This is a genomic window from Oceanirhabdus sp. W0125-5 (assembly GCF_027938815.1).
Classification (GTDB): domain Bacteria; phylum Bacillota; class Clostridia; order Clostridiales; family Clostridiaceae; genus Oceanirhabdus.
This window is the reverse complement of sequence record NZ_CP115913.1, coordinates 1,378,010-1,393,377: the sequence shown is the minus strand read 5'-3', so window position 1 is coordinate 1,393,377 and position 15,368 is coordinate 1,378,010. Positions and strand designations below refer to the sequence as shown.

14 protein-coding genes and 1 riboswitch are annotated in these 15,368 nt (G+C 29.7%); of the genes, 2 read left to right on the top strand and 12 right to left on the bottom strand.

Annotated features, from left to right (window positions below):
* Window positions 1-64: 64 nt before the first annotated feature.
* The 5 genes from hemA to OW730_RS06685 all read right to left on the bottom strand — a co-directional run bounded on the left by hemA (window position 65) and on the right by OW730_RS06685 (window position 5,873).
* A complete protein-coding gene (hemA, locus tag OW730_RS06705) occupies window positions 65-1,297 on the bottom strand; it encodes a glutamyl-tRNA reductase (RefSeq protein ID WP_271228291.1) in 1,233 nt (410 codons plus the stop codon).
* A 510-nt stretch (window positions 1,298-1,807) separates the two neighbouring features.
* Entirely contained in the window at window positions 1,808-3,364 is a 1,557-nt protein-coding gene (locus OW730_RS06700) for a DUF3794 and LysM peptidoglycan-binding domain-containing protein (RefSeq protein ID WP_271228290.1), read from the bottom strand.
* Window positions 3,365-3,450: 86 nt separating this feature from the next.
* Window positions 3,451-3,678 (bottom strand): Veg family protein, encoded by a 228-nt coding sequence (locus tag OW730_RS06695; RefSeq protein ID WP_271229528.1) that lies wholly within the window; start codon window positions 3,676-3,678, stop codon window positions 3,451-3,453.
* Window positions 3,679-3,818: 140 nt separating this feature from the next.
* Window positions 3,819-4,751 carry a sporulation peptidase YabG gene (gene yabG, locus OW730_RS06690; protein WP_271228289.1) on the bottom strand — a complete coding sequence of 311 codons (933 nt, stop codon included), beginning with the start codon at window positions 4,749-4,751 and terminating at the stop codon, window positions 3,819-3,821.
* Between the two features lie 114 nt (window positions 4,752-4,865).
* Window positions 4,866-5,873: a CotS family spore coat protein gene (locus OW730_RS06685; RefSeq protein WP_271228288.1), complete on the bottom strand. Its 1,008-nt coding sequence runs from the start codon at window positions 5,871-5,873 to the stop codon at window positions 4,866-4,868.
* Window positions 5,874-6,129: 256 nt separating this feature from the next.
* Between OW730_RS06685 and OW730_RS06680 the strand changes: the two genes are divergently transcribed.
* Both OW730_RS06680 and OW730_RS06675 read left to right on the top strand, forming a co-directional pair.
* Entirely contained in the window at window positions 6,130-7,263 is a 1,134-nt protein-coding gene (locus tag OW730_RS06680) for a glycosyltransferase family 4 protein (protein WP_271228287.1), read from the top strand.
* Between the two features lie 356 nt (window positions 7,264-7,619).
* Window positions 7,620-8,261: a hypothetical protein gene (locus OW730_RS06675; protein WP_271228286.1), complete on the top strand. Its 642-nt coding sequence runs from the start codon at window positions 7,620-7,622 to the stop codon at window positions 8,259-8,261.
* Window positions 8,262-8,409: 148 nt separating this feature from the next.
* Here the strand turns inward: OW730_RS06675 and OW730_RS06670 are convergent, their stop codons facing one another.
* The 7 genes from OW730_RS06670 to OW730_RS06640 all read right to left on the bottom strand — a co-directional run bounded on the left by OW730_RS06670 (window position 8,410) and on the right by OW730_RS06640 (window position 15,360).
* Entirely contained in the window at window positions 8,410-9,651 is a 1,242-nt protein-coding gene (locus OW730_RS06670) for a GGDEF domain-containing protein (RefSeq protein WP_271228285.1), read from the bottom strand.
* 335 nt (window positions 9,652-9,986) lie between these two features.
* The gene (locus OW730_RS06665) at window positions 9,987-10,628 is read right to left on the bottom strand and encodes a FusB/FusC family EF-G-binding protein (RefSeq protein ID WP_271228284.1); all 642 of its coding nucleotides are present in this window, start codon (window positions 10,626-10,628) and stop codon (window positions 9,987-9,989) included.
* A gap of 407 nt (window positions 10,629-11,035) precedes the next feature.
* On the bottom strand, window positions 11,036-11,845 hold the full coding sequence (locus tag OW730_RS06660) for an energy-coupling factor ABC transporter ATP-binding protein (RefSeq protein ID WP_271228283.1): 810 nt from the start codon (window positions 11,843-11,845) through the stop codon (window positions 11,036-11,038).
* Between the two features lie 27 nt (window positions 11,846-11,872).
* Window positions 11,873-12,553, bottom strand: a complete 681-nt coding sequence (gene cbiQ / locus OW730_RS06655) for a cobalt ECF transporter T component CbiQ (RefSeq protein WP_271228282.1) — start codon at window positions 12,551-12,553, stop codon at window positions 11,873-11,875.
* A complete protein-coding gene (locus tag OW730_RS06650) occupies window positions 12,537-12,827 on the bottom strand; it encodes an energy-coupling factor ABC transporter substrate-binding protein (protein ID WP_271228281.1) in 291 nt (96 codons plus the stop codon). The genes cbiQ and OW730_RS06650 overlap by 17 nt, the downstream gene beginning before the upstream one ends.
* On the bottom strand, window positions 12,814-13,548 hold the full coding sequence (locus OW730_RS06645) for an energy-coupling factor ABC transporter permease (protein WP_271228280.1): 735 nt from the start codon (window positions 13,546-13,548) through the stop codon (window positions 12,814-12,816). The genes OW730_RS06650 and OW730_RS06645 overlap by 14 nt, the downstream gene beginning before the upstream one ends.
* A gap of 245 nt (window positions 13,549-13,793) precedes the next feature.
* A riboswitch (cobalamin riboswitch) is annotated at window positions 13,794-13,978 on the bottom strand.
* 359 nt (window positions 13,979-14,337) lie between these two features.
* A complete protein-coding gene (locus OW730_RS06640) occupies window positions 14,338-15,360 on the bottom strand; it encodes a CotS family spore coat protein (protein WP_271228279.1) in 1,023 nt (340 codons plus the stop codon).
* Between the last annotated feature and the right edge of the window lie 8 nt (window positions 15,361-15,368).

Below are 15,368 nucleotides of genomic sequence, written 5' to 3'. Positions count from 1 at the left end.
TCCATAACTCATAAACCCATTGAGATTTTGGAACTTGAACAAACCAAGTTTCAGTAAAGTTTATCTATAACTTAAATAGTTCCTTAACCACATCCATATAATTTTCTCTTTCATCATCTTCTAATTCTTTAAGCTTTATTATAGGATCTCTAATAACTCTTTTTAGTGCTGAATTTAGCATCTTTTGAACAATTTTTTGATCTCTTAATTCCATATTTGATTTTCTAAAAATGTATTCAAGAGTATCTTTTTCTATCTCATCACACTTTTCTTTTAAATCCTTTATAACAGGGTCAATTTTTGTTCTTTTTTTCCATTCATTAAATTCAAATATATATTCTCTGATTATCTCATCAGCTTGTTCTTTTAATCCTTCTCTCTTTTCCATATTATTTGAGGATATTTTTTCTAAATCATCAATATCTAACAGTTCAACATAAGAACCTTCTCTAACTTTTGGGTCTATATCCCTTGGGACTGCTAAATCTAGAATATACAACTTTTTATTTAGCTCTGGCATATTCTCCATACGCAATATAACATGAGGTGCTGAGGTTGCTGAAATCACGACATCAACCTCATTTAACACCTCATATCTATCTGAATAATTAACTAGTTCAATCTTTTCACTCTTCACAGAGAGCTCTTTTAACTTTCCATGAGTTCTATTTGTTATCTTTATAGAATTAAAATCTTCTAATAATAAATATTTAAGAGTTAACTTACTTATCTGCCCTACTCCTATTATTAGTACATTCTTCCCCTTTAAATCTCCTATTCTCTCTTTTAGTAATTTAACCCCAATATAACTAGTAGAAAGAGGAATCTCTGATATCTTAAGCTTATTCTTAATCTCCTTAGCAGCAGTTACAGCATCTCTAAATAATCTATTTAGTAATTTTTTACTTGATCCTAGCTCCATTGAAAGAATCAATGAATCCTTAACCTGACCAAGTATCTGATCTTCTCCAAGAACAATTGAATCCATTCCACTAGCTACTCTGAAAATATGTTCAATTGCTTCCTGCCCTTTTTTAGCAAATAGAAAAAGATCTAAATCAACATATTTGAATTGTTTCTTATAAATATCTTTTAAAATATTCTTGCCATCTATCTTTTTGCTATAAGCAACATAAACTTCACTTCTATTACAAGTTGATAAAACTACTGCTTCCTCTATACCTGAATCCATAAGTTCATTAATTACATCAATCTTGCTCGACTCTGTAAAAGCCGCTCTCTCCCGTACATCAACTGGTGCATTATTATGATTTATTCCAACCACTGCAATTTCCATTTTTTCCACCCCGAAACCTTCATTTATCTTCTTCCAATGTACAATAATTTCTATCTCTTCAATTTTAACTATATTATAACATAACAAAGGCACGCTCTGCGTGCTAAAAACAAATTGAGAATGTAGAATTGAAAATTGAGAATGATGGATGTTTCTGCATACGCAGAAACTACATTTTATTGTTCTTTAGGACAAGATATTTCACTCATTTTATCTATGGATAAAATATTGTATTTAAGTACAATGTTTCATGTACGTGAACCCATATTGTTCAAGGAACAATAAGATTAAAATTTCTCGAAGAGAAATGTCATTCGTTGTCCATTGTCCACTGTCCACTGTCAACTATGTTTTTTAAGCTTTCTTCTTAATTTATCTTTTTCATCCTAAATAACTCTTTTAGTTTCATAAACAAATAAATAATCAAAAAAACATGAAAAGGCCCTCATTTGAAGTCCTTTTCATGTTTTAATATATCTTTTTATCAGAAGTATCAAAGTTAAAATTTTATTAGATTACTGCTCTTCCTGGAATAATAAGCTTAGTATTTGGCTTAATATCTCCCTCGCTTATTTCATTAAGTTTACAAATTAAATCTATAGTTGTATTATATTTTTTAGCTACCTTCCAAAGAGTATCTTCACTCTGTACAACATATATTATAAAGCTACCCTTTTTCTTTGGAGGTTCTCCCTCTTTTTCACACACATCCATTAAGAATTCTTTTTGTGCTTTAAAAGTAACTTTACAAGCCAAATCAATTATACCCTTAATCTTGATCTCATCATGTTCAATATCACATTCTATATGATCAAGTGATGCTTTAAGTAAGCTATGCATATGGATTTTAGCTCCATGAACTTCCATTGAATGATCAAATGGAATTTCTTCGTATACCGCGAATACATATCCATGATCTTTGTCATGAGCTTTATAAAGAACACTTACCTTCATTACACCCTCAACAAGTATCTTGTCTTCAACAATTCTTTTCTCAGTTATACATATATCACCTGTTGTGAATAGGATTTCCTTTGGTCTTGGAATATCATCATCTATTTCGATTTTACCTTTTACTACTAACTCATCTTTCATAACTTTATGAGTAATATCCATCTCTACTGTCTCTTTTGCCATTTCAAGCATCATAGTTGGAGAATATGCATCTTCAATAAGATTCATAGATACTACATCCATAACCTTACAGAAAACACCTATTATCATATCAACGAATATACACTTCATTTCCCCTTCTTCATTTGCCTTAATCATATGTGTGATATTTTTAATAGTAAATTTACCCAAATGAGCCATCATAGATGATACACCGCTAAGCTCACATTCTTTTTCTAGATAAACGTCATTCTCGATAACACATAGTTCACGAGTATTCATAGCTCTATACAATACTTTTATGCAAGCTCTACATGAAAACTTAACCATATCGTCATAAAGAACTATTTCCTTACTTTTAAATGTAACACTGCAATCCATAACTTCATAAATTTCAGGCATGTGAACAGGTATAAGAATCTCAGTTTCACCAGTTATATCATCATTAATCATTCCTATTATCTTATCCATATGCATATGCTTTTCAGCGCATTGAATGTCACTACCTATATCTATAGCCTTAACTATATTTAGATTGTTCATTTTTGATACTTCAACTTTTACATTAACTACGCCTTCTACACATACCTTTCTTGAATTTAGTATTATACACTCCATATGTTCAATACTACATTCTGCTTCGCATATCATTTCATGATCTATCCCTGTCATTTCAATTATGCTTGAGAAATTTTTTGAGTAATTCAAAGAACAAACAACTTCCTCTTCATCTTCCATTGTTGTATAGAGAATTGTAAAATCAATTTCTCCATTAACATGGACTTTATCCTTCATCATTTCTTTATGGATATTTTTCATCTTAGTGTTTGTCATTAAAATTTCACTTATGTCTGGATGTGTGTCTGGTACAATATACTCTTCATGAATAATTGTATCATTAAAATTTTCACCTAGCAGCTTTTCAAATTCTATATTCTCTTTAATCAGTTCCACGGACTATTCCCCCTTTTATAAATAATACCTACTAATTAATTTATATAATGTATTATCTATAAATATGAGAAATATTTTATTTTTTTTTAACTTGCATATACGATTTGAACTGTTTTAGTAAGAACATCAGAATAACTATAACTTATTCTCCTATCGTTACTATCATCTAATTTAATAACAAATATACTGTTGTAGGTTTTTTCAATAACTCCATTCTTAACAAATACTTTTCTTCTCCCGCCACTATCCCTTAAGACTATTTTTTCCCCTACATGATTTTCTATCTCTTCTTTGATTGAACTTAAGGTTTTCATTTGATGTTTCAAAACACGTCCTCCATTTCTTAATTAGATTCATTATTCTAGTTTGGCAGATGTTTATGTCCATTATTCGTAAAACAAACTATAAATTTAAAAAATATTCAATCTTCATAAAAAATTTGTATTCACGCATTCTATTTCAGATAAATTGATTTAGGATAACCTTCTCTATATTTACCTCTAGTTTCCAAACCACCAATTCCTTTTATACCTGTTATTGTGTTATCTATTATGTCTTTTATTGCTACAATTTCTTTAATATTAGTGTAAGCTACTTTTTCACATACCATCACAGGATCTAAACAGTGTATTAAAACTCTATTTGGTGAGCTTGCGTAATTTGCACCTGCATCCAGAAGAGCTTCATAATTTGATTGACATGCACCAGCAAAAATTACAAGATCATCATAATTTGGTTCATAGTTTCTAAGTTTCAGTACACACTGTACAAAATATTTAGAATTTCTATAATTTGATAAATCAGTATAATCTCTCGCATTTTTAACCATACTATCATGTCCTGTAATCACAATAATATCTGGCTTTACTTGTTTAACTAAGTCAACAATAACATTAGGTTGTTCAGCCTCTTTCACTGCTTTTCCTACTACCTCTAGTGACAATTCTTTGTAAGTCTTAAGACATACCTCTAGATACTCAGGGTCACCATCTACATGAAGAATTCTTCCCGGCCTACCAAATATCAATTCTCTATCATTATTCGCCTTATTCGCCTTCTTCTCTTTTGTTTTGCTCCCCTTTTTTGACTTATCTTTTCCTCTGGAAATATTATTAAATACATAGTGAGCATTATCTTTTCCATTACGTTGGGCTATTACTTTCTTTATGGATTGATTTATCTTCTCATTAAAAACCTTATCAGCCTTGCCTTCATCTTCACGCTGAACAACTTTTAAATCTTCAATTGGAGAATCTGCCTCAATCCTAATATTTACCCCTTTTAATTCACATATCTCATTTCCATCAGAATCTTCTCTTATTCCAATCACCTTGAATGTAATGTCTTCATTGTATGACTTTCTAACAACAATATCACCAATATTCATGATTTACTCCTAATATTACTGTATAATCATTATATGTAGAAACTTCAGTTTTGTGATTCTTTACAAAATATAAGAGGTTGAGTTTCTAAAAACGCTCAACCTCTTCATTTAAAATTATTCGTTCTGATTATATTCACTAGCAAAATCCTCAATAAACTTGCTGTAGTTCTCCTTCTCTCCTATCATATTGTCGATTTTTTTTGTGAATGTATTCTGTATCCAGTTAACCTCATTATAATAATATCTATTACATAATCTCCAGAATCTTTGAGGGAACAATAAAAATGCATAAAGAACCTTATATTCCCCTTCCTCAAGTGGACTTACCTCATTGTAAGCATCTAAAATAAGCTTTGCATACTTAATATCCCAATCTCTTCTTTTTAAAACTTTAATAATGAAATTTGAAATATCATAAACTCTTATTTCTCTCTTGCAATAATCAAAATCAACAACACTTACACTTTCATCTTCACCCATAATAATATTATGATATGTGTAATCATGATGGCAAAAACTTTTTTCCTCTTCTGCAATACTGCAATATTTCTCATAATCAGATGATGCTAGTACATTTTGAGCCCTTATTCCTAATTCCATGAAGAACTCATAGTTATTTACGTATTTAATATCAAAATCACTCTTTTTACCTTTTTTCTTACGTACCATATTCTTCATCTTGGAAAATGATTTAACCCTTTTCTCCATTAAATGAGGCCATCTACCAAGATCTGTTTTTAACTTACTATTCTCCGGGGGCTCATATCCTTTTGAAGCAATATGAAGTTTTGCTAAATTCTTTGCAGCAAGCTTAAGATCATCATCATTATAGAAATCACATTCTCTACCTTCTATCCAATTAGATAAAGTATAAATATCCTCATTTACCATAGCATAAGGATTATCTTCTACGTTGATAATATATCTATCCACGTTAGGAAATCCATTTTGAATCAAATGCTCTTTAGCCCCATAAATAAAAAATAACTTCTGCACTCCATAATTTATTCTCTTTAAGCATTTCTTCCCCTTGTTTGTCTTGAGGTAATATACTCCTCGCTTTGGTTTCATTGTTTCTATTCTTATATTGAACTGCCTTTCTATCTCCAGTTCACGCATCATGCTCAATCACCTCCCTATAAATTTATATGAACCAAAAAAAGGTTTTAGCACATTTCTAGGTATCTTCCCGCGAAATTTATTTATACTTGTTCCAAAACCTCAGCTATCAATGAGTTTTGGACATGTATAAATATTTATACACCTTAGAAAAATAAGTATATAAACTCCTTAATAAGCTGAGATACCTTAATTACTTTTCACATAAAAGTTAAGCTATAATATAATGAATTATAGTGTAAAATAAGGAGTAAATATTATGAGGATAGGTTTTGATTGCCGAGCTGCGGCATGGTATAAGGGAACAGGAATAGGAAACTATTCTTATAAACTTATAGAAAACATTCTACCTTTTAAACCACATTCATATGACTTATATACCCCAAATAATTATTTTATTAATAATCTGTCTTCCTATGATTCTCCCATCACCTTTCATTCAATTACTGGTGGTAATAAAGATGGATTTTGGAATAGAGTCAACAGCAATCAATATGAATTATCTAGAAATTTAGATATATTTCACACCCCTCAAAATGGAATAGGATTACCACAAAACAAAAGCTGCCCCCTAGTTGTAACATTACACGATATAATCCCCTTAAGAATGCCTGAGACTGTAAGTAAAACTTTCAATGAAATGTTCCATGAAAAAATACATGAAATAATGAACCAAGCAGATGGTATAATTACTGTTTCGGAATTCTCAAAACAAGATATACTCAAAGAATTCTCCTTCACTGAAGAAAAAATTTTTGTAACACATCTAGCAAGTGATACTACCTATAAACCAATCAACAATAAATTATCCAAATACTTAATTAAAAATAAATTTCATATTGACGATGATTATATACTCTATATTGGTGGTTTCACACCTAGGAAAAATATATGGGGAATAATCAAAGCTTATGAAAATAATTTTGAAAAACTAAAAAATAAATATAAATTAGTAATTGCCGGTAAGAAAGGTATCTCATATTCTCTTTATAAAGAATATGTGGATAAGCATAATCTCACTGAATATGTAATATTCACTGGATTTGTAGACAATATATATCTGCCATTTTTATATAATGCTGCATCTCTATTCATCTTTCCATCATTCTACGAAGGATTCGGATTACCTCCATTAGAAGCTATGGCATGCGGTACACCTGTAATAGCTTCAAACGTAACCTCAGTACCCGAAGTACTAAAAGATGGTGCCTTATATGTTGATCCTAATAATATTGATGATATAAGCCAGAAAATGCTTGAATTGCTTAATAACCCTGTTCTACAAGAAAAACTGATTGCTAAAGGGCTGAGAGTTAATGCTACCTACTCTTGGGATCAAACAGCTCTTCAAACTTTAAATGCATACGAGAAAATACGCAAAAGCGTATTTTAATGGAGAATTGAGAATGGAGAATGGAGAATGATGGATGTTTCTGACTTACGCAGAAACTACATTTTATTGTTCTTTAGGACAATAAGATTTTACTCATTTTATCTTGAGATAAAATATTGTATTTATCACGCAATATTAAATCTTATTAAAAAGAGTAAAATCTTATTTTTTTAGCTAATATGGTAATATTAATTATCATATTTATCAAAGAAAAAAAGAAAGAATAAAAATCTACCCTCCCTTATTTCATTTAATATTCAAATAATCATATGATTATTTGTTCATGTTTATTCTTTATCATAAATACTATTATTAGAGAATAAGATACAAGTAAGTGCATTAAAGTGGAGGTTAAAATGAAAAAAAATTCAAGAGCTATTATATTATTTATGGCAATACTATTACTCTTTTCTGGGGTTTATAATATTAAATTACACAAAAAAGTCTTGAATTTAAATGATAAGGTAGATGGTTTATACACCCATATCAATAGTTTAGATAGAGAATTAATTACTATAGATGAAGATAAATTCATTTTTTTTACGGTTAACGTAAATGTATTGGATATACCAAAAGGTGCGCTGGAAGATGATTGTAAACCTGATATCAGGTTTTCTTTAGAAAATGAAAATGGAGAATTTGAATTGGAGGTTACTCGCCCAACAAGCTTTCAAAATGATACTAAACTCGTATGTGGTATGTCCAATATTGGGGCTGAATTGATTGAGAGTAATCAATTATTTACTACTATCCAGCCTGAAAGAAGCTTTTCTTCAAATAATGGTAGAATAGATATCATACCAATTTCAGCAAAAATCACTGCATTAAATGATTATTCACTAAAAATTCAATATGATAATACTATTTCAATAATTGATCCAAATGAAGTTTTTAAAGATACCATAGAGTGTAATGTCAACGGTGAAACATATAAGTTTGAAGTTATATTTAAAAACTATGGTTTAATGAATAAATCACAAGTAAAATTTAAAAAGTAACAAGAAAATTATGATAAATTAAAACTACAATTCGAATGAAAATAAAAGATGTAACTTCTCACAAAAATCAGAAGCTACATCTTTTCTTATATATTCAATATGATTTTCTTTACTATATCGCACAATAAAATTAGTATTTTCGATTGTTTTAGGCACTTACTATACAGTTTCGGCCTTTTTCCTTAGCTTGATATAGAGCATCATCAGCCATTTTTATCATTTCTTCGGCAGACTCCTTCTCATATGTTTTCACCCCTCCACTAACTGTAACTTGTGAAGTTAATCCAAAATCAATTTCTTCAATTTCTTTACGGAATCTTTCTGCAAATTTTTTTACCTGTTCTTTATTAGTATTTGTAAGTACTACAAGGAATTCCTCTCCCCCGTAACGCCCTACATAGTCAGTTTCTCTACAAGACTCTCTCAATAACTTTGCAATTTTAATTATGACTTGATCCCCAACTTGATGACCATATGTATCGTTTATTTTCTTAAAATGATCAATATCTGTCATTAATATACTAAGTTGCTGTGAGCTTTCTTTTGACACTTTTATTTCCTTCTTTAATATATTACATATATTTTCATGATTAAAGAGATTTGTCATGGAATCTTTCATACTTAGTTCCACCAAAGCCCTCTTTTCAAGAAAGACTTTTAAGCGCAGTCTATATATAATAATCCCCAAAACACAAGAAATCACTGTCATTAAAAATGCATCTACTAAATAAATATTATGATCTGTTGTAAACATAGATATAATCTGTTTTCCTACTGACGATTTTCCTATGGGAAAGTTATTACCTGGATAGGTACCCTGGGAAAACCTTTCCATTGACTGATGCCCAATTTGTGAGCTGTTAAGGTTTGTTACAAAAGAAGATGCTCTTAATAATTTCATATTTAACACAAAGTAAATATAAAATCCAAAATTCGTAATCAAAGTTATTAATGAACGTCTATAAAAAAGTGCTGAAGTACCTGTGAGTGTAAGAATAAACATTGTAATTGATCCTGTTCTGCCTACTTGCTCAAGACTGACATTCACAGACCAATATATAAGGATAATACAATATAAAGCTATAATAATCTGCAATCTTTTTCCATTAATTTTACTCTTAATAAAAATCAACCAAAAAGAAGCCAAAATTACTATAATATGAAACATCATTATCCCTATTGAAAACTTAATTTGGTGTGTTATATCAATTTCTTTTTTGGTAAGTATGACCATTATTTCGAACAAACTATATATTATGCTCATGATTATAATTCTACCCAAATTTTCTCTTGCAATAGTATTGTAAAAATCATTTTTATATTCTTTTGAAAGTGTAATAAACAAACTCTTAAACTTTTCTAAAATATTATTACTTTCTCTTAACTCCATTGTTTCCTCCATTTTTCTTCATATGTATACTTCAATTTTTAATTATATTACAACTATTTAGTTAATTCAATAACTACCCATTTGTCAATTGTGTAGTTTTATGTAATAATAAAAAGATGTAACTACTAACCAAAGTCGTAAGTTACATCTTTTTACTCTATAAAATTATAAATTCCCCTGAATTTCTCTTACAATAGAAATTTAATTCTAAGTACAATGTTTCTTTTAAAATAAAACGAGTAGACCATCTTTTCCAAAGAACAATGCAATTAAAATTTCTCGAAGAGAAATGTCATTCGTTGTCCATTGTCCACTTTCAACTGTCCGTTATGCTTTTATGAGGTTTTTCTTATGATTTCCTCTAATTTTGAAATACTTGTAATTCTCTCATTACACTTTTGACTATCCATGCATATATAGAATCCTAAAGATTTATAATTTTCACTGCTTTTACTTACTACAGAAACAAATGCAACGTCCTTTTTAGTGCCTCCACATCTACATAATGCACACATATTACTTGCGTTTGTTTTGGTACTAATTCCTCTACATGTTAAGCCCACTAATTTATCATTCATACTATATACAATGTATAATTTATTAGATGCTACATCTCTCCAACCAAGATATGTAAGCGAAGAGAATTCAATATTGTCAATTTTAGGTAATTTCAACTTCTTTTCTTTCTTGAATAATTTTTGTATCTGTGCTTTTGATACCTCTGGCATTCCACAAACATATGGTGTTATTTTTTTTATAAATATACTTATTTGATAAATACCTTTTATCTTTTCTATATTCAATAACTCTCTTTGCTCTTCATTTAATTCATTAAATTCATTGTAAATTTTTTCTTGCATCGTAGCTTTGCAAGTGTTAATAATATCAATATCTACACAAGATATAAAAGTATTTTCCAACTGTTTCATTAATTTTTCTATATAATTAAATTGATATTTTTTTATAAATGCATCCATTTCAATTCCTCTCCCCTTATACCCCTTTACATTAATTACTTTTTTTACAAAATAATTATACCATAAAAGCTTCCTACCTAGATGTACATGAATAATACATAATTAAGAATGTACGTAAAAAAAGCGCGATTAAATCGCGCTTTAAAGACAAATGTATAATTGATAATGTATAATGTATAACGATGGATGATTCTAACTTACGTCAGAATCTATATTTTATTATGCTTAATAACAAGAAGTTTTTACTCATTTTATCTAAGATAAAATTTCGTATTTAAACTACAAAGTTTCGTCTAAAACGAAACGAGTAAACACCTTTTGTTCCTTAAACAATAAAATTGAAATTTCACAGAGTGAAATGTCAATCATTCTACATTATCCATTATACATTCTACATTTAACTAAAACTATCCATTATCACTCTTTTTCATAAATTCAAAGAAGTCTTCTTCTTTTTTAAAAAGTGGTATATTTAAATTCCTGTGCATCTTCACAAGCCATGGTTCATTCAATCCTGATTTTCTTAATGCATCCCCATCTAAAAATGCATCCTCGGTTTTGCCTTCTCGGATTATCTGACCTTTAGACAAAATATATGCATAATCACTAACTCTGTAAATAAGATCCATATTGTGACTTGATATAATAACCTTTTTTCCTTGAGCTTTCAATTTAAAGAGAATCTTAATTATCTCTTCAGTCATAACAGGATCTAATCCTGCAGTTGGTTCATCAAAAAGAATAATATCCTGATCAATTGCAAGGGTTCCTGCTATAGCAACACGCTTCTTCTGTCCCATACTTAAAAAATGAACAGGTTTGTCCTTGAACTCTAATGCATCAACCTCTTTCAATGCTTTATTCACTCTTGTATTTATTTCACTTTCTTCAACACCAATATTTCTCAGTGCAAATGCTACATCATCAAATACATTAGAATAAAAAATTTGTTTGTCTGGATCTTGAAACACAATCCCTATCTTTTTTCTATATTCTCTTAAGGCTTTTTTATTATATTTAAGTTCTTCTCCATCAAACATTATCTTCCCTTTAGTAGGCTTAATTATACCCATTATATTCAAAAACAAAGTAGATTTTCCTGCACCATTAGCTCCAATAATTGCAATTATATTTCCTTTTGAAAAATCAAAAGATTGATTCTTTAGTGCCTCTGTTCCATCTTCATAGGTATAGCATAATCCCTCTATATTTATCATCTCATTCACCTTCTACTCTTTTGATTTTTAAATGTGAAATTCTCCATTAAAAAACTTACTTTCAAGAGATATCTGCATATCTTTATTCCTCTGCATAACCCTTATAAATAATACTTTTATCATTAACGAAAATGAATGACAACTTTGTTTAAAAGTGTTGTAACCAAATCTCATTTCTTGAGCATTTCTTATTTCCTTTGCCTCTTCAAGAAAAATAAAGATGAACCTATAAATAAGAACCATTAGTTCAACTACTTCTTTAGGTATTCTTATTTTCTTATAAACCTGTATCTGCTGGTCTAAAGGAGTTGTAAGAGAGTAAAAATACATACAAGTAATACAAGCTAAGGATCTAAATAATAATCTTAAACTCATCTCTATCCCTTGTGGTGTTATTCCCATATAAATTCCCCTTACTTTAATAGCCCACACAAATACATCTCCACTCTGTCCAAATGATACTATTATAGAGATTACACTTAAAACTAAAAAAGTAAATGGAACCATAAGCATCTTCCAATAATTTTTCATTGGAATACCTGCTGATACAACTGTTAAATACCCCATAATCAAACTAACTACCCCATAGAGCCATAATGGAATTGGAAGAAGTGCAAATATAAGCATCCCCATGGCAAAGGAGAACTTCACCATGGGATCAATTTTTCTTAATTTATTTGTATATGCATACTTATCTATTAGCAGCACTTTTATTTCTACCTTTTAAATAACCTAATACATAAAATATTGTTCCAGCTCCAATAGCAGCTTGAAGTGAAAAAAGAAGGCTCTCAATTTCTCCACTTGGTGGCTCCCAAATACTAGAAAACCATGGTTCATAATCAGGATTTATCTCTGTTATTGCAACCTCAGCTTCTCCGTCAGCTCCCCCAAACTCAGCTCCTTTTTTTAACATCATTGGAGCTATAACAATAGCTATTATAAGCAAAATAATTGCTAATTTCTTATTAGTAGATTTCATTTATAGCACCGTCCTCTCTTAAAGCTTTATTCTCAATTAAAACAATAAATATCAATGCTGATACTAATCCCTCAATAATTGCTAGAGGTACTTGAGTTACAGCAAAGATTCCTAAGAACTTTGTTAATGAAGCTGTAATTCCTCCAACAGGATCTGGATGTGCTAACGCTAACTGAACTGCTGTAACACAATATGTTGCCAAATCCCCTAGTGCAGTAGCTAAAAATACACATACTCCAACACTAGCTCCTCTTTTCTTCATGAACTTGTACACTCCATAAGCAACAAATGGTCCTGCAATTGCCATTGAGAATGTATTTGCACCTAAGGACGTTAACCCACCATGTGCTAAAAGTAATGATTGAAATAATAAAACTATGATTCCTAATATACTCATTACAGAAGGTCCAAACATAACCGCTCCTAGTCCAACTCCTGTTGGGTGTGAACAACTTCCAGTAACAGATGGTATCTTAAGTGCTGATAAAACGAAAACAAATGCACCACATAGAGCTAAAAGCATTTTATTTGTACTATTTGCTCCATAGATTTCTCTTAATTTTTTCAAACCTATAATTAAAAATGGTATACATGCAACAGACCAAAATATAGCCCATCCTAATGGAAGAAATCCTTCCATAATATGCATAGCTTGTACTGTGACAGGTGCCATAACAAAGACAAATGCCATGATGATGAATAACTTGATTTTTGCTTTCATAACCTTTCTCCTCCTCTTTAAAAATCACAAAATGATTTTTAATATACGCTCACATAACTAAGGAAGAACCATGTAAAAACACAAGGCAAAAAAAAAGACTGACCCGTAGGACAGTATCGTGTTATGTTAAGAATTTGATTATTACATATACCAAAAAGAGAACTTCAAATTTATCATACTTCTCTAAAAATGGTTAAACTGTGATAATATAAACTCTTCACTAACAGCAATCTCTTCCCTCCGAAGATATACTTTGAATTTTAGGCAGGTCTCCTGACTCGAATATCAATTTACTCCCTAACCTTCCCACAAACTAATATTGTAGTGGCATACCTAGGTTTCATACATTCTTACAGTAGCGGGGGCTGTAGAGGATTTACACCTCTTTCCCTATTAATCTTAAAAAAGAACCTAAATTCACAATTTATGTGAGCTTTTTCTTTCAAGCTAATATTATCACAGAGATATTTATTTATCAATCATTTTTTTACAATTTTGAAAACTTTCACCCAAATAAAACAGGTTAAACCGCACTCTAAAAATAATGTATAATTGATAATGGACAATGTATAATGATGGATGTTTCTGACTGGCGTCAGAAACTACATTTTATTATTCTGAAGAACATTAGGATTTAACTCATTTTATCTTGAGATAAAATATTGTATTTAAAATACAATGTTTCATGTTAATGAAACGAGTAAACGCATACTGTCCATGGCACATAAAGATTAAAATTTCTCGAAGAGAAATATCGCTCATTATCAATTATACATTATCCATTTGTTTTTACAAGAATCTGTTTTTAAACTCAATCAAAAACCTTTCACGGTCTTCTCTAAACGCTGCTTTTTTTTCAAATCTCTTTATAAATGTTCCCTCTTCCCAATTCTTCAACCTTTTATAATAAGCTGCTGATATGCTGTAAAAATCCTCAGGAAACATCAACAAATAATATAATACTTCTATTTCTTTCTTATCAAGAGTATTTGCCTTTCTATATTCAAGAATAATTTTTTCAGCTACATCAATATCATAGAAATATTCCTTCATAACCTTATTAATAAAATTCCTTAAGTCATGAACTTTAAGATCTCTAATAGCATAATCAAAATCAACAAAAAAAGCTTTTTCATCATTAATTAAGATATTATGATATGCAAGATCATGATGGCATATTGTGTGATACATATTATTTTCACATAATTCTTTATAAGAACTTTTTTTAATACCTTTAATACTATTTTTCATCTGATCAACATAATACTGTACATTTTCCATGAACATTTCATCAAACTCTCTAAAATGAGGGAACTTACTTACTTCCTTTTGAATTTCTTTAATTATTTGCATTTTATTACTTAAAATTTGTTCCATCTTTCCAAGAAGATTCTTCTCAGGAATATTCACCTCAATATTCTTTCCTGCTATATGAAGTTCGGCTATTCCCCTTGTTGCAATAGCTATATCTATAGGATTTGAACATTGACATTCTCTCCCTTGTACATACTCCATCATACAATAAGTACTTCCTTCATATGTTAAATATAATGACCCATCTCTAGTTTTAACATAATCAAATACTCTTTTAAACCCATTATTCTTAAAGGAATCAAGAATATATTTAATAAAATAAATATCCTCTTTTTTATAGTCAACTCTTTTTAGAACATACTCCTTATCTTCACCAATTGCCATATAAACTTTTCTTGTTGGAATAACATCAACAATATCCAAATTAAATTCTTTAAAAATCTCCATATCTAGATCATACTGTTTCAAATATTCTCTGTCCTTAATTCTTGTTTCCATAATATTTA